27 protein-coding genes and 1 pseudogene are annotated in these 24,487 nt (G+C 33.1%); 16 read left to right on the top strand and 12 right to left on the bottom strand.

The annotated features are described in order from the left end of the window. Window positions 1-2: 2 nt before the first annotated feature. Together FNW38_RS02950 and tsaB are read left to right on the top strand one after the other, a co-directional pair. A complete protein-coding gene (locus FNW38_RS02950) occupies window positions 3-1,307 on the top strand; it encodes an efflux RND transporter periplasmic adaptor subunit (protein WP_143386003.1) in 1,305 nt (434 codons plus the stop codon). 84 nt (window positions 1,308-1,391) lie between these two features. Further along, the gene (gene tsaB / locus FNW38_RS02945) at window positions 1,392-2,060 is read left to right on the top strand and encodes a tRNA (adenosine(37)-N6)-threonylcarbamoyltransferase complex dimerization subunit type 1 TsaB (RefSeq protein WP_143386004.1); all 669 of its coding nucleotides are present in this window, start codon (window positions 1,392-1,394) and stop codon (window positions 2,058-2,060) included. A 10-nt stretch (window positions 2,061-2,070) separates the two neighbouring features. Here the strand turns inward: tsaB and FNW38_RS02940 are convergent, their stop codons facing one another. The 4 genes from FNW38_RS02940 to FNW38_RS02925 form a co-directional block, all read right to left on the bottom strand. Next, entirely contained in the window at window positions 2,071-2,898 is an 828-nt protein-coding gene (locus FNW38_RS02940; protein WP_143386005.1) for a mechanosensitive ion channel family protein, read from the bottom strand. Between the two features lie 81 nt (window positions 2,899-2,979). Then, window positions 2,980-3,528: a YtxH domain-containing protein gene (locus tag FNW38_RS02935; RefSeq protein WP_185963066.1), complete on the bottom strand. Its 549-nt coding sequence runs from the start codon at window positions 3,526-3,528 to the stop codon at window positions 2,980-2,982. A gap of 604 nt (window positions 3,529-4,132) precedes the next feature. Beyond that, the gene (locus FNW38_RS02930; protein ID WP_143386006.1) at window positions 4,133-4,333 is read right to left on the bottom strand and encodes a dodecin family protein; all 201 of its coding nucleotides are present in this window, start codon (window positions 4,331-4,333) and stop codon (window positions 4,133-4,135) included. 114 nt (window positions 4,334-4,447) lie between these two features. Continuing rightward, window positions 4,448-5,347: a NifU family protein gene (locus FNW38_RS02925; protein WP_143386007.1), complete on the bottom strand. Its 900-nt coding sequence runs from the start codon at window positions 5,345-5,347 to the stop codon at window positions 4,448-4,450. A 153-nt stretch (window positions 5,348-5,500) separates the two neighbouring features. On the opposite strand from FNW38_RS02925, the gene FNW38_RS02920 reads away from it, so the two are divergent. From FNW38_RS02920 to FNW38_RS02910, 3 genes are all read left to right on the top strand, one after another. Continuing rightward, on the top strand, window positions 5,501-6,499 hold the full coding sequence (locus tag FNW38_RS02920; RefSeq protein ID WP_143386008.1) for a PorP/SprF family type IX secretion system membrane protein: 999 nt from the start codon (window positions 5,501-5,503) through the stop codon (window positions 6,497-6,499). Window positions 6,500-6,511: 12 nt separating this feature from the next. Continuing rightward, window positions 6,512-7,027 (top strand): gamma carbonic anhydrase family protein, encoded by a 516-nt coding sequence (locus FNW38_RS02915; RefSeq protein ID WP_143386009.1) that lies wholly within the window; start codon window positions 6,512-6,514, stop codon window positions 7,025-7,027. Window positions 7,028-7,181: 154 nt separating this feature from the next. Further along, window positions 7,182-7,361, top strand: coding sequence for a hypothetical protein (locus FNW38_RS02910; RefSeq protein WP_235890132.1), 180 nt, complete (start codon window positions 7,182-7,184; stop codon window positions 7,359-7,361). A gap of 1 nt (window position 7,362) precedes the next feature. Here the strand turns inward: FNW38_RS02910 and murI are convergent, their stop codons facing one another. The 8 genes from murI to FNW38_RS02870 all read right to left on the bottom strand — a co-directional run bounded on the left by murI (window position 7,363) and on the right by FNW38_RS02870 (window position 15,710). Continuing rightward, window positions 7,363-8,139 (bottom strand): glutamate racemase, encoded by a 777-nt coding sequence (gene murI / locus FNW38_RS02905; RefSeq protein WP_143386010.1) that lies wholly within the window; start codon window positions 8,137-8,139, stop codon window positions 7,363-7,365. A 113-nt stretch (window positions 8,140-8,252) separates the two neighbouring features. Beyond that, the gene (locus FNW38_RS02900) at window positions 8,253-8,753 is read right to left on the bottom strand and encodes an OmpH family outer membrane protein (protein ID WP_143386011.1); all 501 of its coding nucleotides are present in this window, start codon (window positions 8,751-8,753) and stop codon (window positions 8,253-8,255) included. A 20-nt stretch (window positions 8,754-8,773) separates the two neighbouring features. Further along, window positions 8,774-9,796: an OmpH family outer membrane protein gene (locus FNW38_RS02895; RefSeq protein ID WP_143386012.1), complete on the bottom strand. Its 1,023-nt coding sequence runs from the start codon at window positions 9,794-9,796 to the stop codon at window positions 8,774-8,776. A gap of 38 nt (window positions 9,797-9,834) precedes the next feature. Beyond that, window positions 9,835-12,579, bottom strand: coding sequence for a BamA/OMP85 family outer membrane protein (locus tag FNW38_RS02890; RefSeq protein WP_143386013.1), 2,745 nt, complete (start codon window positions 12,577-12,579; stop codon window positions 9,835-9,837). Then, a complete protein-coding gene (locus FNW38_RS02885) occupies window positions 12,512-13,252 on the bottom strand; it encodes an isoprenyl transferase (RefSeq protein ID WP_143386067.1) in 741 nt (246 codons plus the stop codon). Before FNW38_RS02885 ends, FNW38_RS02890 begins: the two co-directional genes overlap by 68 nt. A 4-nt stretch (window positions 13,253-13,256) precedes the next feature. Continuing rightward, complete coding sequence (porG, locus tag FNW38_RS02880; protein ID WP_143386014.1) at window positions 13,257-13,940, bottom strand: type IX secretion system protein PorG; 684 nt, start codon at window positions 13,938-13,940, stop codon at window positions 13,257-13,259. A gap of 156 nt (window positions 13,941-14,096) precedes the next feature. Continuing rightward, window positions 14,097-14,981: an NAD kinase gene (locus FNW38_RS02875; protein ID WP_143386015.1), complete on the bottom strand. Its 885-nt coding sequence runs from the start codon at window positions 14,979-14,981 to the stop codon at window positions 14,097-14,099. Between the two features lie 69 nt (window positions 14,982-15,050). Continuing rightward, window positions 15,051-15,710: a CBS domain-containing protein gene (locus tag FNW38_RS02870; RefSeq protein WP_143386016.1), complete on the bottom strand. Its 660-nt coding sequence runs from the start codon at window positions 15,708-15,710 to the stop codon at window positions 15,051-15,053. A gap of 113 nt (window positions 15,711-15,823) precedes the next feature. Here FNW38_RS02870 and FNW38_RS02865 point away from each other — a divergent pair, with 113 nt between their 5' ends. From FNW38_RS02865 to FNW38_RS17695, 11 genes and pseudogenes are all read left to right on the top strand, one after another. Further along, on the top strand, window positions 15,824-16,537 hold the full coding sequence (locus tag FNW38_RS02865) for a pyridoxine 5'-phosphate synthase (protein WP_144064471.1): 714 nt from the start codon (window positions 15,824-15,826) through the stop codon (window positions 16,535-16,537). 131 nt (window positions 16,538-16,668) lie between these two features. After that, on the top strand, window positions 16,669-17,427 hold the full coding sequence (locus FNW38_RS02860) for an alpha/beta fold hydrolase (RefSeq protein ID WP_144064472.1): 759 nt from the start codon (window positions 16,669-16,671) through the stop codon (window positions 17,425-17,427). A 54-nt stretch (window positions 17,428-17,481) separates the two neighbouring features. After that, window positions 17,482-17,826 carry a phage holin family protein gene (locus FNW38_RS02855; RefSeq protein WP_143386019.1) on the top strand — a complete coding sequence of 115 codons (345 nt, stop codon included), beginning with the start codon at window positions 17,482-17,484 and terminating at the stop codon, window positions 17,824-17,826. 108 nt (window positions 17,827-17,934) lie between these two features. After that, window positions 17,935-18,285, top strand: coding sequence for a hypothetical protein (locus FNW38_RS02850; protein ID WP_143386020.1), 351 nt, complete (start codon window positions 17,935-17,937; stop codon window positions 18,283-18,285). A 379-nt stretch (window positions 18,286-18,664) separates the two neighbouring features. Continuing rightward, on the top strand, window positions 18,665-19,567 hold the full coding sequence (locus FNW38_RS02845) for a DUF3347 domain-containing protein (protein WP_143386021.1): 903 nt from the start codon (window positions 18,665-18,667) through the stop codon (window positions 19,565-19,567). Between the two features lie 148 nt (window positions 19,568-19,715). Continuing rightward, complete coding sequence (locus FNW38_RS02840; protein WP_143386022.1) at window positions 19,716-20,009, top strand: heavy metal-binding domain-containing protein; 294 nt, start codon at window positions 19,716-19,718, stop codon at window positions 20,007-20,009. 183 nt (window positions 20,010-20,192) lie between these two features. Next, complete coding sequence (locus tag FNW38_RS02835; RefSeq protein ID WP_235890133.1) at window positions 20,193-20,711, top strand: helix-turn-helix domain-containing protein; 519 nt, start codon at window positions 20,193-20,195, stop codon at window positions 20,709-20,711. Window positions 20,712-20,816: 105 nt separating this feature from the next. Further along, window positions 20,817-21,278 (top strand): heavy metal-binding domain-containing protein, encoded by a 462-nt coding sequence (locus FNW38_RS02830; RefSeq protein ID WP_143386024.1) that lies wholly within the window; start codon window positions 20,817-20,819, stop codon window positions 21,276-21,278. Between the two features lie 59 nt (window positions 21,279-21,337). Beyond that, entirely contained in the window at window positions 21,338-23,875 is a 2,538-nt protein-coding gene (locus tag FNW38_RS02825) for a heavy metal translocating P-type ATPase (RefSeq protein WP_143386025.1), read from the top strand. 1 nt (window position 23,876) lies between these two features. Further along, window positions 23,877-24,206, top strand: a pseudogene (locus tag FNW38_RS17700) (MerC domain-containing protein); the annotation flags it as partial. A gap of 51 nt (window positions 24,207-24,257) precedes the next feature. Further along, window positions 24,258-24,476, top strand: coding sequence for a GDCCVxC domain-containing (seleno)protein (locus FNW38_RS17695; protein WP_235890135.1), 219 nt, complete (start codon window positions 24,258-24,260; stop codon window positions 24,474-24,476). Window positions 24,477-24,487: the final 11 nt, after the last annotated feature.

The raw sequence follows: 24,487 nt of genomic DNA, 5'->3' as shown, positions 1-24,487 counted from the left end.
TTATGTCAAAAAAAACAATTTATATCTTAATTGGTAGTGCTGTGGTACTTATTGCATTATTGATAGTGCTTTCAAAAAAAGGAATTATAGGAAATAAAGATAAAGGGAAAGAAGTAGAAATAGCCCAGGTTGATGCAACTACAATTGTTGAAACCGTTTCGGCTACAGGAAAAATTCAACCTGAAATTGAAGTTAAAATATCTTCTATGGTTTCTGGTGAAATTATTTCATTACCTGTGAAAGAAGGACAAGTAGTAAAAAAAGGAGATTTATTGGTAAAGATAAATCCTGATTTGTATACTTCGGGATTAAATAGAACAGTTGCTAATTTGTCTGGAACTAAAGCAGGTTTGAGTCAGGCAGATGCCTCTTTTAAAGAAGCCAAAGCAAGTTATGACAGAAATAAAACTTTGTTCGATAAAGGAATTATTTCCAGATCAGATTGGGATAAATCTATCGCTTCTTTTGAGGTTGCAAAAGCGGCCAAGCAAACGGCTTATTTTAATGTAAGAAGTGCTTCTGCTTCAGTAAATGAAGCTCAAGATAATCTTGGACGAACAATTATTTATGCACCTGCTGACGGGACTGTTTCGGTACTTAATGTTGAGTTAGGTGAACGTGTATTGGGAACCCAGCAAATGGCTGGAACCGAAATATTGAGAGTTGCGAATCTAAATAACATGGAAGTTGAAGTTGATGTAAATGAAAATGATATTGTAAAAATAAAAGTAGGTGACGAAGCAAAAGTTGAAGTTGACGCTTATTTGAAAAAACAATTTAAAGGGATTGTGACAAGCATTTCTAATTCGGCGAGTTCTTCTTTGACCGCTGACCAAGTAACTAATTTTAAAGTTAAAGTAAGAATACTTAAAGAATCATATCAAGATTTATTAAAAGGAAAACCAGATGCATATTCTCCTTTTAGACCAGGAATGACGGCAACAGTTGATATTATTACCAAAACAAAAAAGAATGTATTATCTGTGCCAATAAGTTCAGTTGTAGTAAAATCAGATACAGCTGCAGTTAAGGAAATAAAAATTGAGGATCCTAAATCCGATGAGAAAAAAGTAGCACCTAAAAGTGATAAAAAATTTGAATGTGTTTTTGTAAAAGTAGGTGATAAAGCTAAAATAAGAATCATTAAAACCGGAATTCAAGATGATACTAATATTGAAGTTTTAACTGGGCTTAAAAAAGGAGATGTAGTTATTACGGGTCCTTACACTACAGTTTCTAAGGAGCTAAATTCTGGAGATAAAGTAACATTAAAAACAGAAAAAGATAAAGAAGAAAGCAAGAAGTAATACATAAAGTACATATATTTGAAAATCACAATTATAAATTTTATTTTATGATTGTGATTTTCACATTAAAAATAAAATATAAAATTGGATTATATACTTAACATCGAAACCGCAACTAAAAACTGTTCTGTTGCTCTTGCAAAAGAAGGAAAAACGATTCTGTGCAAAGAAATTGCTGAAGAAGGTTATTCTCACGCGGAACGATTACATGTTTTTATTGAAGAAATTATACAAGAAGCAGGAATTACTTTCAAAGATTTAGTTGCTGTTGCGGTAAGTCAAGGTCCTGGGTCTTATACGGGATTGCGAATAGGAGTTTCTGCCGCAAAAGGGCTGTGTTTCGCTTTAGGCATACCTTTGATAGCTATTGATACCTTGAAAACATTAGCTTCTCAGGTTAAAGTTTCAAATGGCTTGATTATTCCAATGATTGATGCCAGAAGAATGGAAGTGTACAGCGCTGTTTTTACCCCTAATTTTGAAAATAGGAGAGCAACTTTGGCCGAAATCATTACTGAAAATTCATTTGAAGATTTTCAGGAAATACTTTATTTTGTGGGAGATTGCTCAGAGAAGTGCAAAACAGTTCTGACTAAAGAAACTTTTGTTTTTTTAGATGAAATCAAGTTTCCTTCGGCAAAGGAAATGAGCTTGTTAAGTTTTGAAAAATACAAAATAAGCGACACGGTAGATGTCGCTTATTTTGAACCGTATTATTTGAAAGATTTTATGATTACTACCTCAAAGAAATAAGATACTTAAATTAAGAATTAGCCTTGGATGATTCTCTTACATAAGGTTGAATGACAATTCCGGCAGTATCAAATGCTAGTTTACAGCTTTCTAAAGTTTCAGAAAAAACAACACCAAAATCTTCGTTATTTGCCCATGGTCTAACTGCAAGTTGGATGGCGTTATCAGTCAAATTCTTTACAGAAACTTCAGCACTTGGAGTTTTTAGTATTTTGGGGTTACTGTTTAAAACGGTAGTAATTATATCTTTTGCTTTTTTAATATTGGTATCGTAGGAAATGGCAATTGTCAAATCGGCTCTCCTGTATCCTTGTAAGGAGTAATTGATAATAGTGCCATTTGATAAAGATCCATTTGGGACAAAAATAGTTTGATTGTTAGCCGTAATTAATTTGGTTACAAATATTTGTATTTCGCTTACTGTTCCAATAACGCCTTGCGCCTCAATTGTATGACCAGCCTTAAATGGTTTGAAGAGAATAATCAGCATTCCCCCTGCAAAATTAGATAAAGAACCTTGAAGCGATAAACCTACTGCAAGTCCCATTGCGCCAAGAATAGCTACAAAAGAAGAAGTTTCTATTCCTAGTTTTGAGATAAAAGTCACAAATAATAATACTCTTAAAATCCAAAGCAATATATCGGCAAGAAATTTTGTTAATGTAGGGTCTAAATCCCTTTTTATCATTATTTTTCTAATGAATCTATTGATAAGTCGAATCGTGTAAAGGCCTACAAATAAAATTACAAAGGCAGAAATTATTTTTGGGGAATAATCAATTAATGCTTTTACAAAAGTATTGGCATAATCAGTAAGTTGATTAGGATTTAAGTTCATTTTTTGAGTAATAAAAAACCCTCTCAAAAGAGAAGGTTAAATTTGAAGTGCAAAAATATAAATAAATTATTTTTATATCAATTAATCGGCGTCTTCTTCTATTTTATTTATGGTTTTCTTGGCAATTTCTTTTGCTTCAGCATCTGCATCACTTGCAAATGCACTCGCTTTTTCAGAAATAGTTTCCAAAGTGTCCGAAGCTGCAGCTTTTTCTTTTATGGTTTCCATGGTATCCGAAGTTACAGCTTTGGTTTCAGTTGCTACCTCTTCAACTTTATCTGCAGTTACGCCAGTTTTTTCTTTTACAGTTTCTACCACTTTTCCTAAAACATCACTTGCTGTTTCCTTAGCCTGATCAGTAAAATCCTCTATTTTCGCTATGATTGGTGCAGCTGTTTCTTTTACTTTGTCAAATGCCTCTTCCGCAAAAGTTTCTGCTTTTTCTAGATATGGGGATGTGGTTTCTTTTACTTTCTCAAATGTTTCTTCGGCAAATGTTTCCGCTTTTTCAATATAAGGTGCAGCAGTTTCTTTTGCTTGTTCAAAAGTTGTTTCCGCTTTGTCTGCTAATTCGCTGGCTGTTTCTTTGGCTGAGCCAAACAAATTTTTAAAAAATGAAGATAGTCCCATGGTGTTTTGAAATTGATTAGTGTTACAATATTAAACAATTTTTTCTAGGATTGCTTTATTAAATCGTTAATAATTTGCTGAAAATCAGTATTTGATGCTGAATACGTTTGTTTTTGATAAGCATAAAAAAGTGTTTCGTCGTTTTTAAACGGTGAAGCTAAAAATAGAAGATTTGATGTTTTTTGGGTTACTGCCAAAACAATATTTTGGGATATAAAGGCTGTTTGTTTTGGCGGAATAATCTAGAGCTTATGCTCCGCAAAGGGTCAATTCTTTTTTTTGCCAAATAATTTGAAGCTAAATCTAAGCTTTCCAATTAACAGGATTGTTGGCGTTGTAATAAATAGAGGCAGGTTTTTAAATTTAGTTCGTTCATTGGGATTGTTTTAGCCCAGATTACTTCACTTAATCCACATTTTCATCGGAGTTCAGTGAACTTCGTTTGAAGTGGAAATCCTTTCTAGTCCAGAACTTGTTTCAGGATACTGAAACAAGTTCTGGACTAGAAAGATTGTAACGTATAGCTGGAAATAGCTCCTAAAATAAATTATAAATAAAAAAAGCGTCTCAAATGAAACGCTTAAATTAATTGGGTCAAATTAAGCTATTCGAGTTCGAAAGTTAATTTTAAATTTACTCTATATTCTGTGATTTCTCCTCCACTTACGGCTGCACTATGGTCTTTAATGTATACCGAACGGATGTGTTTTACGGATTTTGCCGCCTTCGCAACTCCTTTTCGAGCTGCATCTTCCCAACTTATATCTGAGCTGGAAAGTATTTCAATTACTTTTAATACTGACATAATTTCTATTTGTTAAGTTAAAGATTAAATGTACCTATTTTATTTAAAATTTCAATTTAAAATGGCAATTATTTTCATCTAACTATAACATTATCAGTTAAGTGTGTATTTTTTTTATGCATTTATCGCTTCCACTTTAATTCCTTCGTCGTTCAGCATACTTTTCAACATATTTTCTATACCACTTTTCAAAGTGAATGTTGATGACGGGCAACCACTACAAGCGCCTTGCAAAATTACTTTTACGGTTTTATCAGTTTCGTTATAAGAGTCAAATGCAATATTACCTCCGTCAGCTTGTACGGCTGGTTTTACATATTCCTCTAATATGTTGATGATTTGTTGTGAAGTGACATCCAGATTGTCAAATTCTTTTGCTTTAGTATTTTCTTCAGCTGTTACGGCTTCAATAAAATTTTCATCTAAAACGGTTCCTCCGTTTTCGATATATTGTTTAATGAAACTTCTTATTTCTAAGGTGATTTCCTGCCAGTCATTGATTTCATATTTGGTTACGGAGATGTAGTTTTCGTCAATGAAAATTTCTTTTACGTAAGGAAATTTGAAGAGTTCTTTTGCCAATGGCGAAGCACCAGTTTGATCAATATTTTTGAATTCAATAGCATTTTTGGTCAACATTTTGCTCACCACAAATTTCAAAGCAGCTGGATTTGGAGTTGTTTCTCCATAAACCGTAATGGGCTGTTTTTTAGTTTTGTTTTCATCTATTGTTATGATTGTTCCGCCATCATTTACAAATTTCTCTATTTGTTCTGCCACTGCATCTTTTACATCTTCCCATTCTACAATGCTATATTTCTCGATAGCAATGAAGTTTCCCGAGATATAAATTGTTTTTACGAATGGCAAGTAAAACAATTGTTGTGCAAGAGGGGAAGATTTAGCCTCATCTATATTTTTGAATTCGAAACTCTCATTTTGAGTAATGAAATCCTGAAATTCAAATTTTAATATAGTAGGGTTTTGTGTTTCTTTTATGGTAACTTTTGTCATGATCTTTGTAAATTTTTACAAATTTAGTAAAGTTATTTTCTACGAATAGCTATATTTGAATTTTAATAAAATAAATTAACAGAAATTTAGTTATTAACTAGGTATTTATACCTTTCATTGAGTCAGCAATCACCTTTATATAATAGTATTTCTATGTATAACAAAATTAAATTTTTTGCGGTCCTATTTTTTGTGTGTCAATATTCTTTTTCACAAGAAGGAGTTGCAGTTTATTCTGATTACTTATCAGATAATTATTATTTAATCCATCCTTCAATGGCTGGAGCTGCAAATTGTGCAAAAATTAGACTTACTGCACGGAAACAATGGTTTAGTCAAGAGGATGCACCAGAACTTCAGACGTTAAGTTTTAATGGAAGAGTGGGGGAAAAAGCAGGAGCGGGGATTATTCTTTTTAATGATAAAAATGGGTATCACTCTCAAAAAGGGATAAAACTTACGTATGCGTATCATCTTATGTTTTCCAGAGATGAAATTGATTTGAATCAATTGTCTTTTGGTATTAGTGCTGGATTGATTCAAAGCCAACTGGATGAAACGGAGTTTAGGCAGTCTGGGGATTTCGATCCAATTATTAATGGAACTATTGTGCAAAAAGATTCTTATTTTAATTTTGATATTGGAGCATCCTATAATTATTTAGATTTTTATGTTCATGGGACGGTTAAAAATGCGATTGAAACCAGAAGAGATATTTACACTGAATATGAAAGTGATAATTTAAGAAAATATTTATTGAGCGCTGGTTATGTTTTTGGAAACAGAGAAAAAATATTATGGGAACCATCGATTTTATTTCAACTTGTAGATAAGACGAAAGAAAAATCGATTGACTTTAATGTTAAAGCATATAAAAGTATGGATTTCGGAAAACTTTGGGGAGGTTTGTCTTACCGTCGAAGTTTAGACGGAGCTGAATATACTGATGGAGCTGGAGTTTCTAAACAAAAACTTCAATATATTACTCCTATAGTTGGAGTCAATTTTAATAATTTTATGTTCGCTTATACGTATTCAAATGTATCGGGTCCTGTAAAATTTGATAATGGAGGATTCCATCAAATTACTTTGGGAATCAATTTATTTTGCAAGGCTGAAAAATACGAATGTTACTGTCCAGCAATCAATTAATTTACTCTATCCATGTTGATTAAATCTGTTAACGGAAAATCGCCTTCAATACCTGAAGATTGTTATGTAGCCGAGAATGCCACTATTGTTGGTGATGTTAGCTTTGGTACTTCATGCAGTGTTTGGTTTAATACCGTAATAAGAGGTGATGTGAATTTCATAAAAATAGGCAATAAAGTAAACATTCAGGATGGTGCAGTAATTCATTGTACCTATAAAAAACATCCAACAATTATAGGAAATAATGTTTCTATTGGCCATAATGCCATTGTTCATGGTTGTACGGTTCATGACAATGTATTGATTGGAATGGGAGCTATAGTAATGGATAATTGTGTTATCGAAAGCAATTCTATTGTTGCTGCCGGAGCTGTTATTACTCAAAATACTGTTGTTGCTTCAGGTTCGATTTGGGCCGGTGTTCCTGCCAAAAAAGTAAAAGACATTAATCAATCTGATTTTGCAGGTGAAATCGAACGCATTTCGAATAATTATGTAATGTATTCCAGTTGGTTTAAAGAGGAATAGGATTTAGATTTTTTTTTGGGTAATTGTTTCTTTATGAATTTCTAAATAAAAATGGGCAAAAAAGATAAGAAGTTATTCTGATAGGATTAAATATTCAACAGAACTAAATTATGATACGGGTTATCTGGAGGTTGATAATAAAAGAATTAATTCGATGTCATTTTCTCTTGGGGTTTCACTTCCTGTCGAAAACACATTTTCAGCGCTGAATATCACCTATTCCTACGGGCAAAAGGGTAGAATCAGCGATGGACTTATCAAAGAAAATTATCACAAATTGTCACTTAATTTATGTTTAGATGGAATTTGGTTTGTCAAAAGAAAGTTTGAATAGACTAAAAATCGATTTTTTCAACAGAATATTTATGCTCTAAAATCTCAGATAATACTTTCGGATTGGTATTGGTAAAGAAAACAGGATTGCTTTTTTCGGTCGAGGAAAAACCTATTTTTTCGCCTAATAGTTTTTGAGTTTGTTTAGCTACAGCTTCACCAGAATCGATAATTTTTACATGTTCTGGAAGTATTTTTTTTATTTGAGGAATCAGATACGGATAGTGGCTACAGCCTAATACTAAATAATCGATGTTGGCTTCAATCATGGGTGTGAGATAGGAGTGAAGCAGTTTTGTCATTTCTGGGGAATTGATATCACCATTTTCAATTAGTTGCACTAATCCATGCCCTACTTGTTCAATTATTTTTGTGTCTTGATACATTTCAGTAGTCTTATTAAAAAGCTCACTGTTCAATGTGCCTTGTGTAGCAAGAATTCCTATGATTTGTGTTTTAGAATGAGTCGCTGCGGGTTTTATGGCAGGCTCAATGCCGATGAAAGGAACATCATACTTTTCGCGTAATTCTCGAATGGCATTTGTAGTTGCAGTATTACAAGCTACAACAATTAGTTTACAGTTCATTTTAAGCAGAAAATCGGTGTTTTTCATGCTTAAAGCAACAATCTCTTCTTTTGATTTTTGGCCATAGGGGGCATTTTTACTATCGGCTAAATAGATTGTTTTTTCATTAGGGAGTAAATCATGAATGGCTCTCCAAATTGAAGTGCCTCCAATGCCTGAGTCAAAAATTCCTATTGGTTGATTGTTATTCATAAAAACAAAGTTAAGTGCTAGCATTTAAATTTCCTAAAATTTATTTTAACAAAAAAAAACTGCTCAAGACCAAATTTTGGGTGAGCAGTTTTTTGAACTATTAGAGCGGTTTTTTAGAAACCTAAATCTTTTTTTACATCAGCAGTCAAGTTTGGACCATCTGCAAGTAAAAGTGTAGAACCATCTAACACATATTGAAACCCTTTTGCTTTACCAACTTTTTGGATAGAAGTTCTTACTTTTTCCATTAAAGGTTTTACAATATCAGATTCTTTTTGTTGCAATTCTTTTTGAGCATTGTCTCTAAAATCAACAATTCTTTTTTGCATATCTTGAACTTCTTTAGAACGTTCTCCATTTACAGCTTCAGTTACTGTTGCAGATTCTGCTTCATATTTTTTTAATTTTGCTTGGTATTCTTCAACCATTTTTTTGTAATCAGCATCATAAGTACCACTCAATTTCTCCAATTGTTTTTGAGCGTCTAACATTGCTGGCATTTTTGACATGATTTCACTCACGTCAACATGAGCAGTTTTTGCTTGTGCGTTAATAGTTTGGTTTGCACCAAAGAAAAGTATTCCGGCAATTAGTAAAGTTTTGATTTGTTTCATCGTTTTTAAAATATTTAGTATTAATTTTTGTTTGTATTTTCTTTTAATTTTTCGGCTGCAGCTTTTTTAATAGCTTCTCTTTCTTCCAGTATTTTTTTTCTTTTTTCTTCTAAAGCTTTTTTACGGTCCTCCAAGACTTTTTTACGATCTTCTAAAATTTTTGCTTTTTGTTCCGCTTGTTTCAGTTTAGCATCTTCTACTGCTTTTTTTGAAGCCACTTCAGTCGAATCATTAACTATCGTTTTTGTTTTTAAATCTTCTGTTTTAGCAGAGACAGAAACCGTGCCATTTTTTTTTGCTTCTCTCTCAGATAGAAGTTGTTTTCTTCTTTCGTCAAATTGTTTTTTCTTTTCTTCCTGGATTAATTTTCTGTCAGCTATAATTTTGTCTCTCGCTGCTTTTTTCTCATCCAGTGCTTTTTGTCTGTCAGCCAAAACTGGATTCTCATCCATTGCATCCTCTTTGTTTTCCTTAGCCTCTTCTTCTTTAAGCTGTTTCTTGGTTAACTGTTCTCTCTTTTCAGTTCGATTCAATACACGTAAAACCTGATCGCTGATATCAAATCTTTTTGCTGCAAAAAGCATTGTCAAATCAGATGATTTATCAAAAATGAAATCATATTTTTTTGCTTCTGCAATGTCTTGTATAGCTGTAAAAACCTGATCTTGTATTGGTTTTGCCAGTACTGATTTTTGTTGAATCAAATCACCATTAGCTCCAAATCGTTTCTGTTGGTAATCCAAATTCTCATTTTCAAGGAACTTAATTTCGGTTTCTCTTTCGTCAATAAGTTCTTTTGTCAGCAAAGCTTGTTCTGCTTTTAGCGCATTTTTGAGCTTATCAATTTCATTTTTTTTAACTTCGACCTCTTGCTTCCATTTTTGAGCTTTTTGCTCTAATTGATTTTTGGCTTCCGTATAATCTTGTACATTCTGAAGAATATACTCCATGTCAATATAACCAACTTTGGTTCCTCTGGTTTGGGCTACAACTGTATTTGCAGCTATCAGGGCTAAAAATAGAAATAAAAATTGTTTTCTCATAACTTCAAAGTATTAGAAAAATTTTTAACTAATTTTTTTTAAAATTGTTGTCCAATGATAAAATGGGTTTCCCATCCATTTGCTTTTGCTGTTCCAGGTAAGGCATCAAATCCATATCCAAAATCAATTCCCAGTAATCCAAATGCCGGCATAAATACACGTAGACCAGCTCCTGCAGAACGACTTAATGCAAAAGGGTTATAGCTCTTGAAATTAGCATAAGATGAACCTGCTTCTAAAAACGTTAATGCATAAATAGATGCCGATGATTTTAATGTTATTGGATAACGCATTTCTAATGAAAATTTATTATAAACCGTTGCTCCAATTTGTTCACCAGCACTGTTTACCGGAGTCAATGAGTTGTTTGGATATCCTCTCAACTGTATGGTTTCTCTACCATCCATGGAATAATTGGCTAATCCATCACCACCTACATAGAATCTTTCAAATGGTACAGCACCTCTTTCTTGGTTGTATGCTCCAAGGAATCCAAATTCAGTTAACGTTCGGAGTACTAATTTACCATAAATTTTTGTGTACCAGTCTGCTTTGAACTTAATTTTATAATATTCTAACCAATTAAATTTCTTCTGATCCACTTTTGCAGGGTCAGCAGCAGCATCTTGATAATTGGAAACTTTATTTGGAGTAAGATTTGTTGAACTAGGAATAGCCTCAACATAATCCCCCTCGTTTACTTGTATTCCGTTTGAACCTGTATAGGTTGTACCGGTATATTTGTATTTGTATTCCTGTTGATCCCCTAATGTTGCATAATCAACGCCATTTATCAACGAATAAGGAGGAGTCAATTTTGCTGAAATACTAAATTCTGAACCATACGTTGGAAAAATTGGATTCACCCCTTTATTACTCCGTGTTAATCCTACGGTATAGGCTAAGTTTCTTGACGTTCCGTTTCCAAATGTAAATAATCCTGTGTTGTAGTTTTGTAAATCGTAATGTTGGTAACTTATTGATTGTGATAAAACGAAGAAATCATCCGGTACAGTTAATCTTTTAGCTAGACCTACAGACAAAGTCATGATATTAAAACTTTTAGTTTTATCTACTCTTTGTGTTATGTAATTATTTAAAAACTGTTTGCTGTACGATAGTGACGTACTAAATTGAACTGGTTTTTTTCCTCCAAACCATGGTTCAGAAAATGACATACTATAGGTTTGAAAGTAAGTACTTCCTTGTAATCGTAAGGAAACTTTTTGACCGTCACCCATTGGCAAAGGTTTGTAGGCCTCTTTTTTAAAAATGTTTCTCGCCGAAAAATTGTTAAATGACAGTCCCAAAGTACCTATAAAACCACCACCGCCATAACCACCTTGTAGTTCTATCTGGCTTGATCCTTTTTCAACAAGGTTATATTCTATATCAACAGTCCCGGCTCCAGAATCTACATTTTTGAATTTTGGATCAATTGCTTCCGGATCAAAAAATCCTAATTGTCCTATCTCACGAATGGTTCTTACCAGTTCTTCTTTGCTGTATTTTTCTCCTGGTTTAGTTCTTAATTCTCTATAAATAACACGGTCATTTGTTTTGTCATTTCCTACAACCGTAATCTTATTGAAATAAGCCAAAGGTCCTTCGGTAACTCTTATCTCAAAATCGATAGTGTCATTTGCAGTTTTTACCTCTACGGCATTTATATTTGAAAATAAATACCCGTTATTTTGATATAAATTGGTAATATCCTCACCGTCCGGTTTAGATTTATCTGCGATTCTTTTCTCTAGAAGTACACCGTTGTAAGTTTCTCCTTTTTTAACACTTAATATTCTGCTCAATAATTGGTCTGAATAAACCGTATTTCCTAAAAATTTAATGTTTCCAAAATAGTATTTGTTTCCCTCTTCTACATTTATTTTAATCGACAATGCATTTTTGTCTTTGTTGTAAATAACTGAATCCGAAAGTATTCGAGCATCTCGGTATCCTTTTTCTTTATAGGCAGCGATTACTTTTTCTAAGTCGGTTTTATATTTTGCTTGTATAAACTTAGACGCTTTTAAGATTCGAATTGGATTTTTCTGTTTCGTATCTTTCATTGCTTTACGCAAAACCTTGTCAGATAATTTTGTATTACCTACAAAACCAATCTCTTGAATTTTTATTTTTTCCCCTTTATCAATATTTACAAGCATGTTTACTTGATTTACTGTTGCAGTGTCTTTGGTGGTATTTATAGTTACTTTAGTATTGTAGTAACCGTCTTTTTTGTATTTATTTTCAATATAATTTTTAGTGGTGGTAATTAAATTTTCGTTTACAATTTTATTTTTAGTAAGACTGTTATCTTTAATTAAAGCTTCGGTTTTGTTTTTCTTAATACCAACAAATTTTACCTCGTTTAACTTGGGTAATTCTGCAATGTTTAAGTCAAGATAAATACTGTCGTTTTGGATTCTGTTAACATAAAATGAAATTTCATCAAAAAGGCCTAGTTTTCCAAGTTTTTTAATGGCACTGCTTATTTCTTCACCTGGAATTGTTATTTCCTGTCCTTTTTGAAGTCCTGCAAAAGTTACCACGGTTTGAGAATTGAAACTTATTTTTCCAATAACTGCTACATCGGCTAGAATATATTTTTTTCCTTGGTCAAAAGGAACTCTATCTTGAGCTTTAATTTGAGTAAAACTACCAAAAATCAAAATTGTAAGGACTGTTTTTATGCTTTTATGTAACACTAAAAAATTATTTAATTTGTTCACTTGTTTTTCCAAATCTACGTTCTCTTTTTTGATAACTAATAATAGCCTCATATAAATCTTGTTCTTTAAAGTCTGGCCACAAGATGTCAGTAAAATATAATTCTGCATAGGCAATTTGCCACAACAAAAAATTACTTATTCTATGTTCTCCGCTGGTTCGTATTAATAAATCTACATCAGGTAAATTTTGCGTGTAAAGATGCTCATTTATAATTGAATCGTCAATAGTGTCTATTGAAATTATATTATTTTTAACTTTACTACAAATGTTTTTAACTGCATTGACTAATTCTTCTCTGGAGCCATAGCTTAATGCCAGTGTTAATGTCATTTGCGTATTGTCTTTTGTTTTATTTATTACATCGAGAAGTTCCTTTTGCGCAGATTTTGGTAATTTTTCCAGATTACCAATAGCATTCAGTTTGATGTTGTTTTTTTGGAGTGTTATCAGTTCTTTTTTTAATGAATTGATTAACACCCTCATTAAAGTTTCTACCTCCAGTTTTGGTCTGTTCCAATTTTCGGTAGAGAAGGCATATAGCGTAAGATATTCTATTCCTAATTTGGCACTAGCTTGAATTATTTTTTTAACTGATTTTGTTCCGCTTTCATGCCCTAAAGCTCTTAAAAGCCCTTTTTGTTTTGCCCAACGACCGTTGCCATCCATTATAATGGCTAAATGTTTGGGTAAATTTGTTGCGTCTATTGTAGGTAGTAAATCCATTTCTTTATTCTGCACAGTAACAAGGTTTGTTTCCAAAGGTATAAGTAAGGGTTAATCCCGAAAAAACATACCAATCATTATTATTTAAATTCCCAAATCGTAACGTTTTCAAATTCTCATTCTTCGGATTACTCCCATCCAGGTTATCCGTAAGCGTATATCGAGCTCCAACTTCTACAGCCAATATGAAATTAGGTGTAATGTTTGATTTTATTCCTAAGATAATTGGAATTGCAAAAGAGCCGGAACCTTTATCTTTCCTGGTTTCACCTGCTAAAATATATAACTCGTCATATCTAAAATAGCTTATTCCGGAATATACATAAGGAGAGATTTTATTCCTCAATTCATGAAGATTAAAATCGAAAAAATTGAATTCAAGGCCTAAAGATACTTCTTTTATACTATTTTCAAAACGATATCCTCTTTGGTTTCTACCACCTTCTTCAGAATCCAAATCGTTAGAAACAATTTTTGATTGTGTATACGAAAATCGGTAGGCATGTCTTGGGCTTTTATTCCATTTATAAAGCAATCCCAATGCAGGTTCATTTGGAGATATATAGGTCGTGGGGCCAACATCTCCAACGTAGTTACTGCCTCCTACAAAAATACCAACTTCATGAATTTGTGCATGAATTGCTAAAAATGGAAATAGGCATAACAAAAAATTAAAAATTTTGTTCATTTAGTTAAAATTGCGTGCAAATATAATAATTATCAATACGATTCAATACCTATTAAGTTAATTGTCCTCTCTTTTGAGTAATTAACAATAAATAGGCGTTAGATAAATCCAAACGTGAAAAACAGATAGAATCGTATAGTGTTTAATTAAAATGGATTAATTCCTTCTGTCTTCTCCCCAAAGCAGTTTGGTGCGTAATGTTTTTAGAAAGGTTTCTTCTGGGATTTCTACCATGTTTATTTGAAAAGGAGTTTTCTTAATGGTTAGAATCGATTCGTTTTTTACAGATGCAATTCGGGAATCTAAGGATACTAAATATTGATCCTCTCTGCCGGAAACTTTCAATCTAATTTCTGTTTCGTCTGGGACAACGAGTGGTCTGGCGTTTAGATTATGAGGAGCAATTGGGGTAATAACTAAGCTTTTTACATCTGGGGTTAAAATAGGACCTCCGCAACTTAAATTATATCCTGTTGATCCTGTTGGAGTGGCAATAATTAAACCGTCTGCCCAATAGGAATTTAAAAACTCATCATTCAAGTACGTTTCTACGGTAATCATCGAGGTGGAATCTTTTCGGCTAACTGAAATTTCATTCATAGCAAAATTGATGTCTAATAGGGATTCGTTTTCGGGAGTGCAGGACAAACTTAATAATGTTCTTTTTGAAATAGTGTATTTTTTATCAATGACAAACTGCATAAATGCGGCAATATTCTCTTTTTGAACCGTTGCCAAAAAACCTAACCGGCCTGCATTTATCCCTAATATTGGAACTCCAGAATTCCGGACTAATGTAACAGCTCTTAAAATAGTTCCATCACCACCAATGCTGATTAGCATATTAAAACTTTGGTCTAATTCTGTATGTGATGAAAAAGTTTTGTATTCTTTTTGTATGATTTTCTTTTCATAAAGCATTTTAAGGAATTCTGCTTCAATAACCATTTCAACATTGTTTTTGTTAAAAAAAACAAAAATATCTTTTATGATTGGTTCTGTGCTTACAAGATAGTATTGTCCGTATATAGCTACTTTCATCTGTTGTTTAATCGTTATTTAGTTAAATCTGTTAATTTGTTGAAGTAAATAAACAAATTAAAGAGTAAACTATATATTAAGGTATTTGTCTAAATAATCAGAACGTTCCTTTAAATTATTAATGTAATTGTCTTCTTGATGCTCCGATATAATTTCATAATTATACCTTCTGAAAGTTTGTATTATTTCATTCATGGCTCCTAAACTTATTTTCATAGTTACCTGAACACTATCAACATCAGCGTCAGAGATGAATAAACCCAAAAGCTTTCCGTTATTGCTTTCAACAATTTGAGTAATTTGACTCATCGAATAATCCAAAATCGGTTTTTTGACAACAATGATTCCGCCAGGTTCCTTTAAAAATGGCGTCTCATGAAAAAACTTCATGATGTCCTCTATTTCATAATAACCAACATATTTGTTATTTTCATCTAATACAGGAACTAAATTGGTATGATTTTTTGCGAAAATTTCTAAAACATCCAGCCAAATTGTATTTGTTCTGGTAAAAAATCCTTCAAGTGTGAATCTATAATCAATTACTTTTTTATCCCTGTCAAATGTTTCTATATCATCGGATACAATACTGCCAATATAAATTCCCTCTTCGACTACCGGAAAGTGTGAAAAGTGTAATTCATTGAAAAAGTCTTGAACAACCGCAATAGTTTCTTGGCTGTCAATCGCTTTAAAATCATTGGTAATATAGTTTGTAATTTCTGTCATAAATCAATCGGAAATATTTCATGCAAAATAATCAAAAATAAGCAAAAACTCCTACCTTTTACTTTGTATTTTTGCGTCAATAAATACTATTAACATAATCAAAAAGTGTTCCAATGACAAAGTTAAGTGTAAACATCAATAAAATAGCTACTTTACGAAATGCTCGCGGTGGAAATGTTCCCGATTTATTAAAAGTGGCAACCGACATTCAAAAGTTTGGAGCGGAAGGGATCACGATTCATCCGCGTCCTGATGAGCGTCACATTCGTTATCAAGATGCTCGCGATTTGAAATCTATTGTTTATACCGAATATAATATTGAAGGAAATCCTGAGAAAACCTTTATTGATCTCGTTCTGGAGATAAAACCTACCCAAGTCACTTTGGTTCCTGATGCGATAGATGCCATAACTTCCAATGCAGGTTGGGATACCATAAAACATGCTGATTATCTCAAAGAGATTGTCCAGGAATTTCAGCGAAATGGGATAAGAACTTCCATTTTTGTCGATCCAGTTCTCGAAATGATCGAAGGTGCGAAAAAAATTGGAACCGAAAGAATCGAATTATACACCGAAGCATTCGCACACGAATACAGTTTGGGTAACGAAAGAGGCATACAGCCGTATATGGAATCAGCGATTTTGGCCAATCAAATAGGTTTAGGAATCAACGCAGGTCATGATTTAAGCTTGGATAACATTCAGTTTTTCAAAGAAAATATTCCGGGATTACTCGAAGTTTCTATAGGTCATGCTTTAATTTCCGAAGCCATTTATCTGGGATTGGATAATGTGATCAATATGTACTTGCAAAAATTAAAATAAAATAATTTGGGCGTGACCCGCTGAAAAACGGGTCGGGCTATACGTTACAAGTCCTCACAAAACTCCATTTCATTTCGTTTTGTTCCGGGCTTTTCACTGCTATCCCTCACGCGCTCCCCAAACCCCATACTATGCTCTACTCAAAAACAGAAGGCTCAGGAAAACCACTTTTAATCTTGCACGGATTTCTTGGAATGTCTGACAATTGGAAAACACTAGGAACACAATTCGCTTCCGACTTTCAAGTTCACATTCTTGATTTACGCAATCACGGCCGAAGCTTACATTCCGAAGAATTCAGTTATGAAATAATGGTTCGGGATGTTTTCGAATATTGTCAAGCACATAATTTAGAAAACATAAATGTCATCGGACATTCTATGGGCGGAAAAGTAGCCATGCTTTTGGCAACGACTCATCCGGAATTGGTTGATAAATTGATTGTTGCTGATATCGGACCAAAATTTTATCCGCAACACCATCAGGATATTCTGGCGGGATTAAATGCCGTTGATTTTTCGAAAAAACCAAGCCGAAACGAAGTCGAGGAAATTATGGCAAAATATATCCCTGATTTTGGAACAAGACAATTCCTGATGAAAAATTTGTATTGGCAAGAGCCGGGACAATTAGCATTCCGATTTAATTTGGCGGTTTTCAATACAAAAATGGATGAAATAGGAGTTTCATTGCAAGAAAATTTAGTTTTTGAGAAACCAACGTTGTTTATACGCGGCGGAAATTCCAATTATATTCTGGACAGTGATTTCGAAAATATAAAGCATCATTTTCCTAATTCAAGCATCGAAACTATCTCTAATGTTGGACATTGGCTTCATGCCGAAAACCCAACCGAATTTTATCAAAAAGTGAGTTCTTTTTTGAAATAAATTAAATGATTTTAAATTTTCACTACATTTATTAAAATTTTAAAACAAAAATTTATGAATTTACTAATCAGAATTCTTATTACATCAGGCTTAGTATTGCTAATCGCTAATTTTATGCCGGGTGTTCACGTGGCTGGATTTACTACAGCATTAGTTGTAGCTGTTGTTCTTGGCTTACTTAATATATTTATTAAACCAATTTTGGTAATACTAACTTTGCCGGTTACCATTATTACATTGGGATTGTTTTTATTGGTCATTAATGCATTGATTATTTTATTGTGTACTAAAATTGTGGGTGGATTTAGTGTCGACACGTTTTGGACAGCCTTGTTTTTTAGTATCATATTGTCATTATTGCAATCTATAATGAATGGGATATTAGGAGAAGGAAAATAATCAATTATTTTTAACAAGTATTTGGGAGTGAATAAATTCACTTTGACTGCTGATTTAATACCTTTGTACTTCACTATAGGATACACAATGTCAAAAAAGTTTTATATAATGTTATTAGTTGTGTTTGGTTTCTTTATGACACCAAGCATAGCTTTTGCATGTAAAACTAAATCCGAGAAAGCGTGTTGCAAAAAAGAGGTTTCTTCAAAAACAGAGAAGGCCGACTGTTGCAACAAAGAAAAAGCCTCTAAAAATAAAAATCATGAGGGTTGTAATGGAGCTTGTAAGGATATTTCTTGTAGTAACTCAACCGTTTATTTGGGTTTGACTTCATTGTTTTACACTGATTTAAACAATAAAATCTTCCATTTTTCTTCAGAAAAACAAAATTATTATTATTCGGAAATCTTCATTTCTTCTGATTTTCGTTCCATTTGGCTTCCACCTAAAATAAGCTAAATTCCTTTTTAGACAGCCATAAATGGGCTTAATTCAAAGTGTAATACTTTAAAATCATTAAATTTTATGACAGTCCGTAATATGTTCCAAAGGATAAAATATGGCACACAGATAACACGGATTGAACGGATTTTGTACAGATTTAAATAACAGTTTGATTCGCCGAGTAAAAAAATCCGTGTAAATCGGTATAATCTGTACAATCTGTGGGCTACTATTTATGCTTTATAAATGTACAAACGACGAAAATTGTATTCGAAATGATTTTAGTCCGCATTATGGATAGTCATATTAAATTTATAGTCAAATTCAATTTTTAGCAATACATGCTATTGTTTCAATATTGCTTTTGACTAATTCACCTCAATATTATTAGAAAATGAACTCAATAAAAAAAATAGTGATGGCAATTACAGTATTGCTTTCAATCACGGGGGCTAATGCGCAAATTAAAAATACCAAAACCGAAACGGTAAAAATCTACGGGAATTGCGGAATGTGTAAAACAACTATAGAGAAAGCTGGGAACTTGAAAAAAGTGACTCAGGTAGATTGGAATGAAGATACCAAAATGGCTATCCTGACTTATGATTCACAAAAAACGAATCAAGAGGAAATATTAAAACGCATTGCTTTGGCGGGTTATGACAGCAACAGCTTTCTTGCTCCAACAGCAGCTTATAATAATCTTCCCGGATGTTGTCAATACGACAGAGAAGCTAAAGTGGCTGTGGTATCCGAAACTAAAACTGACCCGAGCGATAGCGAACAGGCGAAGCAAATGGGAACTATGAAAAATCATGAAGATCACGATAAAAATTTGGATACTCTAAATCAAGAACAGGCAACCAATAATCAATTAAAACCAGTTTTTGATAATTACTTTTCGTTGAAAGATGCCTTGGTCAAAACGGATGGTAAAATGGCTTCTTCTGTAGCAAAAGATTTATTAGCGTCATTAAACGCCGTGAAAATGGATGAACTTGCTATGGATGCTCACTTGGTTTGGATGAAAGTTATGAAAGATTTGACAACTGGAGCTAAAAGCATTTCCGAAACACAAGATATTAAAAAACAAAGAACGCTGTTTATGTCTTTATCAAAAAACATGCACGATTTGATAAAAGTCGCTAAGTATGAAACGCCTGTTTTTTACCAGTTTTGCCCAATGGCAAATGATGGAAAAGGTGCTAATTGGTTGAGCAAAGATGACACGATTAAGAACCCTTATTATGGTTCTCAAATGTTGAGTTGTGGAAAAACAATTGAAGAGATTAAGTGATTATTTTGTGTTAATTATATAAGTAAAATAATTAGTTTTATAACTGTGTAAATACCATTGTATTGTACTATTATAAGGCAGAAATTTAATGGCATCTTTTATAGAAAAGAGCTGGAGACTTCAAAATGTATTATTAAAATAAATTAAAATGAAAAAATCTATTTTTTTAGGCCTGCTAATGGCTTTTGTAATGCTTTCTTGCAATGATAAAAATAAAGGAAAAGCAACTGATGAGACTCATATGATGAATGATGATTCTACAATGATGGATAATGACACAACAATGATGGGAAAAAACTCAAAAATGATGAACAATACTAAAAAAATGTATGCCTGTCCGATGCATCCGGAAGTTCAAGGTAATTTGAATGATAAATGCTCAAAATGCGGAATGAAGTTAACCGAGCCAGTTACTGAATTATCCATAAAAAACGATAAATAAAAGCTTAATTTTTTCGTATTCAAACCAAACCAACCTTGCTGTAAAATTGACAAGGTTGGTTTATATGATCAATAAATTTATGAAACATAAAATACTATTAAAAATGTTTAGCAAGAATATATGCCAAAATAATCACGTAAAATGAGACTCTTTATTAAAAATATGGTATGCAATCGATGTATTATGGTTGTAAAGTTCGAGCTGGAAAAATTGGGACTTACTCCAATTTCAGTTGAATTAGGCGAAATTGAATTATTAGAAGATTTCAAAGAGAATCAGAAGCAAGATTTAGAAATAAAATTGCAATCACTCGGATTTGAATTATTAGAGGATAAAACAACTATAACTATTGAGAGGATTAAATGCCTAATTGTTGATTTGGTTCACCATCAAAATAATGAATTAAAAACTAATTTGTCAAGCTATTTGTCGGAACAATTAGGACAAGATTACAACATATTGAGTAATTTGTTTTCTGAAGTTCAAGGGACAACGATTGAGCATTATTTTATTGCTCAAAAGATTGAAAAAGTAAAGGAGTTATTAATGTATAAAGAATTAACAGTAAGCGAAATTGCTATTAAATTGAATTATAGCGATGTAGCACATTTGAGTAATCAGTTTAAAAAAATAACAGGTTTTACACCAACTCATTTTAAACAATTAAAAGAAAACAACAGATTACAAATTGATAATTTGTAAAATTTACAAATCATTTCCAAAATTCTACAACAAGTCAAAATACAGGTCATGTACCTTTGGGTAGTAGAAATGAATCTTTAGTTTAATATTTTAAAATAGTAAAAAATGAAAACATTAATTATCGTACTAAGCCTATTCTTAGCAGTAAATTCAATGGCATCAGCTCAAGAAGTTGCAAAGCCTTCGCAAAAGGAAGCTCAAAAAACATCCTACACCTGTCCAATGCATCCGGAAGAAATGAGTGACAAAGAAGGAGAATGCAGTAAATGTGGAATGGAACTGGTAAAAACAAAGGTCCTAAAACACGACACCTCGGGTAAAGGAAAAAAAACAAGTACTGAAATTGTGACAAAATACGTTTGCAAAATGGATGGTACAACTTCTGGCAAACCAGGAAAATGTTCAAAATGTGGAATGAAAATGACTCCTGAAGAAGTTCAAAAAACAATGTACACTTGTCCCATGCATCCGAAAGAAATGAGTGATAAATCTGGGAAATGTCCTAAATGCGGAATGCAAATGATTCCAAAAAAGAGTGATAAAAAAGAAGAAAATCATCAACATTAAAATTCTTTCAAATCGGTTCTATAATTTTTTATGGGACCGATTTTTTTTAATTCAAAATTATGAAACATACTTATATTATCACTGGAATGAGTTGTGACGGTTGTCGTTCCAAAGTCGAAAAAACATTGAATGCTATAGATGGGATTCAAGCAACAGTTACTTTGGATCCGCCAATAGCAACAATAACAATGGAAAACCATATTCCAACAGCCCAATTACAAGAAACGCTTTCCAAAGCTGGTAAATATTCCATTTCTATGGAATCCCCAACCAATATCACCTCAAAAATAGCAACAGAACCAGTAACAAAATCGTGTTGCGAATCCAATAAAATACAAGATAAAAAGATTGTGGCTTTACCAAGTAATGCATATGGCAAATATTATTGTCCGATGCATTGTGAAGGAGAGAAAGTGTACGATAAACCAGGAAGTTGTCCGGTTTGTGGAATGAATTTAGAAAAAATTCCAGAATTGAGTTCGGCAAAAATAATGTATACCTGTCCAATGCATCCTGAAGTAATCAAAGACGGTCCCGGTTCCTGTCCCATTTGTGGAATGGATTTAGTGCCAATGGAACCAACCGAAAGTGAAGAAAACAAAGTGTATAATGACTTAGTGCGCAAAATGAAAATTGCTGTACTATGTACCGTTCCGGTGTTCTTAATTGCCATGTCAGATATGATTTCTGACAATCCATTAATGAGAATTATGGATGCTTCCAAGTGGAATTGGGTACAGTTTGGATTGTCTCTTCCTGTAGTTTTTTATGCGTGTTGGATGTTTTTTGTACGTGCTTGGAAGTCGATTGTTACTTGGAATCTCAATATGTTTACCCTTATTGGAATTGGTACTGGAGTAGCCTTTTTGTTTAGTTTAGCTGGGATGTTTTTTCCAGATATTTTTCCAAATGAATTTAGAACGGAAGATGGGACCGTATTGCTTTATTTTGAGGCGACGACAGTCATATTAACATTAGTCTTATTAGGACAATTACTCGAAGCCAGAGCACATAGTCGAACTAGTGGTGCGATAAAAGAACTCTTGAAATTAGCACCAACCGAAGCTACTTTGGTAATCGATGGAAAGGACCAAGTAATCTCGATTCACGACATCAAAAAAGGAGACTTATTGCGCGTGAAACCAGGAGATAAAATTCCGGTGGACGGAAAAATAACCGATGGAGAAAGTGCAATCGACGAATCGATGATTACGGGCGAACCCATTCCTGTTGATAAAATAATAGGAGATAGCGTTAGTTCAGGAACTATCAACGGAAATAAATCCTTTGTGATGATTGCCGAGAAAGTGGGTTCGGAAACCTTACTTTCACAAATTGTACAAATGGTAAATAATGCCAGCCGTTCTAAAGCACCGATTCAGAAACTAGCAGATAAAATAGCTAAATATTTTGTACCCATTGTTGTCTTTGTTTCGGTAATCACTTTTTTTGTTTGGGCAAAATTCGGACCTGAACCCGCAATGGTTTATGGATTTATCAATGCCATTGCGGTATTGATTATTGCCTGTCCTTGTGCTTTGGGATTAGCGACGCCTATGTCGGTCATGGTGGGTGTTGGAAAAGGAGCACAATCTGGGGTGTTGATAAAAAACGCCGAAGCTTTGGAAAGAATGAATAAAGTAAATGTTTTGATAACCGATAAAACAGGAACAATTACCGAAGGAAAACCTTCTGTTGAAAAAGTGTTTTCATTAGAGAGTGATGAAAATACTTTATTGCAAAGTATTGCTTCCTTAAACCAGTACAGCGAACATCCTTTGGCGCAAGCCGTAGTTAATTTTGCGAAAGCGAAAAATGCTTCATTAATCGAAGTAAAGGATTTTGAAGCGATTTCAGGGAAAGGAGTTATTGGGACGGTAACCAATAAAAAAGTGGCACTCGGAAATAAAAAATTAATGGAGCAAGTGAATGCTACAGTTTTGGATGAATTGGAAAATAAAATTATTGCAGAACAGAAACTAGGGAAAACAGTTTCTTATATTTCAGTTGATGGAATAGCTGTGGGATTCGTATCAATTACTGATGCCATAAAAGCTACAAGTGTCGAAGCCATAAAAGAATTAATGCGTCAAGGCGTTGAAGTGATAATGCTTACCGGAGATAATGAGAATACGGCAAAAGCAGTTGCGTCAACATTGAATTTAAGCTCTTATAAAGCAGGCTGTTTACCCGAAGACAAGCTCAAGGAAATTAAACGATTACAATCCGAAGGAAAAATTGTTGCAATGGCAGGTGACGGAATTAACGATGCTCCGGCTTTGGCGCAAGCCGATATCGGAATTGCTATGGGAACCGGAACTGATGTTGCTATTGAAAGTGCTAAAATTACCTTGGTAAAAGGAGACTTGCAAGGGATAGTCAAAGCCAAAAATTTAAGTCATGCAGTAATGCGAAATATCAAGCAAAATTTATTTTTTGCCTTTTTCTACAATGTATTAGGAATTCCAATTGCAGCGGGTGTTTTGTATCCGTTTTTTGGAGTCTTGCTTTCGCCAATGATAGCCGCTTTGGCAATGAGTTTTAGTTCTGTTTCAGTAATTGCAAATGCCTTACGATTAAGGAATTTAAAACTTTAAAATGAAAATAATTAATAATATGGATAAATTAGGGACAGTGGGTCTCTTTACGACAGCACTGTTTTCACCTTGCTGTTTTCCTCTTTTTGCATTCGGAGCATCGACATTTGGATTGGGTAGTTTTGAATTGTTTGGCGGATGGACAATGTGGATATTTCTCTTCATGGTTTTAATTTCTATTATAGGTTTAATTATTTCTTATCAAAAGCATCGGAATGTTTTTCCGCTATTAATTGCCATACCATCGGTTGTATTAATTTATTACGAATATTATTTTAACAGCAATACTTATTTTATTTACATAGGGATGTTTGGTTTGTTATTAGCAACTGGAATTAATTATTACAGAAATAAATTATACGGTACATGCGACACTTGCGTAATCTATAATGGTAATTCAGTAGAACTAAAATCAACGTTGACGTGTCCAAATTGTGGCTGTAAAAAAGACGAAAGAATGCCTGCCGATGCTTGTCAATTCTTTTACGAATGCGAGAATTGTAAGACTGTATTAAAACCAAAACAGGGTGACTGTTGCGTTTATTGTAGCTATGGAACTGTAAAGTGTCCTCCAATTCAGGCAGGAGATAAATGTTGTTAAAAAATCAAATA

The organism is Flavobacterium gawalongense, assembly GCF_007097265.1.
In the GTDB taxonomy this organism is placed as follows: domain Bacteria; phylum Bacteroidota; class Bacteroidia; order Flavobacteriales; family Flavobacteriaceae; genus Flavobacterium; species Flavobacterium gawalongense.
This window is presented reverse-complemented; position numbering and strand designations above follow the sequence as displayed.

Coding starts and splice junctions, on each gene's coding strand:
- FNW38_RS02950 (WP_143386003.1), top strand. CDS start 3: ATGTCAAAAAAAACAATTTATATCTTAATTGGTAGTGCTGTGGTACTT.
- FNW38_RS02940 (WP_143386005.1), bottom strand. CDS start 2,898: ATGAACTTAAATCCTAATCAACTTACTGATTATGCCAATACTTTTGTA.
- FNW38_RS02935 (WP_185963066.1), bottom strand. CDS start 3,528: ATGGGACTATCTTCATTTTTTAAAAATTTGTTTGGCTCAGCCAAAGAA.
- FNW38_RS02930 (WP_143386006.1), bottom strand. CDS start 4,333: ATGTCAGTATTAAAAGTAATTGAAATACTTTCCAGCTCAGATATAAGT.
- FNW38_RS02925 (WP_143386007.1), bottom strand. CDS start 5,347: ATGACAAAAGTTACCATAAAAGAAACACAAAACCCTACTATATTAAAA.
- FNW38_RS02920 (WP_143386008.1), top strand. CDS start 5,501: ATGTATAACAAAATTAAATTTTTTGCGGTCCTATTTTTTGTGTGTCAA.
- FNW38_RS02915 (WP_143386009.1), top strand. CDS start 6,512: ATGTTGATTAAATCTGTTAACGGAAAATCGCCTTCAATACCTGAAGAT.
- FNW38_RS02910 (WP_235890132.1), top strand. CDS start 7,182: ATGTCATTTTCTCTTGGGGTTTCACTTCCTGTCGAAAACACATTTTCA.
- murI (WP_143386010.1), bottom strand. CDS start 8,139: ATGAATAACAATCAACCAATAGGAATTTTTGACTCAGGCATTGGAGGC.
- FNW38_RS02900 (WP_143386011.1), bottom strand. CDS start 8,753: ATGAAACAAATCAAAACTTTACTAATTGCCGGAATACTTTTCTTTGGT.
- FNW38_RS02895 (WP_143386012.1), bottom strand. CDS start 9,796: ATGAGAAAACAATTTTTATTTCTATTTTTAGCCCTGATAGCTGCAAAT.
- FNW38_RS02890 (WP_143386013.1), bottom strand. CDS start 12,579: ATGAGGCTATTATTAGTTATCAAAAAAGAGAACGTAGATTTGGAAAAA.
- FNW38_RS02885 (WP_143386067.1), bottom strand. CDS start 13,252: ATGGATTTACTACCTACAATAGACGCAACAAATTTACCCAAACATTTA.
- porG (WP_143386014.1), bottom strand. CDS start 13,940: ATGAACAAAATTTTTAATTTTTTGTTATGCCTATTTCCATTTTTAGCA.
- FNW38_RS02875 (WP_143386015.1), bottom strand. CDS start 14,981: ATGAAAGTAGCTATATACGGACAATACTATCTTGTAAGCACAGAACCA.
- FNW38_RS02870 (WP_143386016.1), bottom strand. CDS start 15,710: ATGACAGAAATTACAAACTATATTACCAATGATTTTAAAGCGATTGAC.
- FNW38_RS02865 (WP_144064471.1), top strand. CDS start 15,824: ATGACAAAGTTAAGTGTAAACATCAATAAAATAGCTACTTTACGAAAT.
- FNW38_RS02860 (WP_144064472.1), top strand. CDS start 16,669: ATGCTCTACTCAAAAACAGAAGGCTCAGGAAAACCACTTTTAATCTTG.
- FNW38_RS02855 (WP_143386019.1), top strand. CDS start 17,482: ATGAATTTACTAATCAGAATTCTTATTACATCAGGCTTAGTATTGCTA.
- FNW38_RS02850 (WP_143386020.1), top strand. CDS start 17,935: ATGTTATTAGTTGTGTTTGGTTTCTTTATGACACCAAGCATAGCTTTT.
- FNW38_RS02845 (WP_143386021.1), top strand. CDS start 18,665: ATGAACTCAATAAAAAAAATAGTGATGGCAATTACAGTATTGCTTTCA.
- FNW38_RS02840 (WP_143386022.1), top strand. CDS start 19,716: ATGAAAAAATCTATTTTTTTAGGCCTGCTAATGGCTTTTGTAATGCTT.
- FNW38_RS02835 (WP_235890133.1), top strand. CDS start 20,193: ATGGTTGTAAAGTTCGAGCTGGAAAAATTGGGACTTACTCCAATTTCA.
- FNW38_RS02830 (WP_143386024.1), top strand. CDS start 20,817: ATGAAAACATTAATTATCGTACTAAGCCTATTCTTAGCAGTAAATTCA.
- FNW38_RS02825 (WP_143386025.1), top strand. CDS start 21,338: ATGAAACATACTTATATTATCACTGGAATGAGTTGTGACGGTTGTCGT.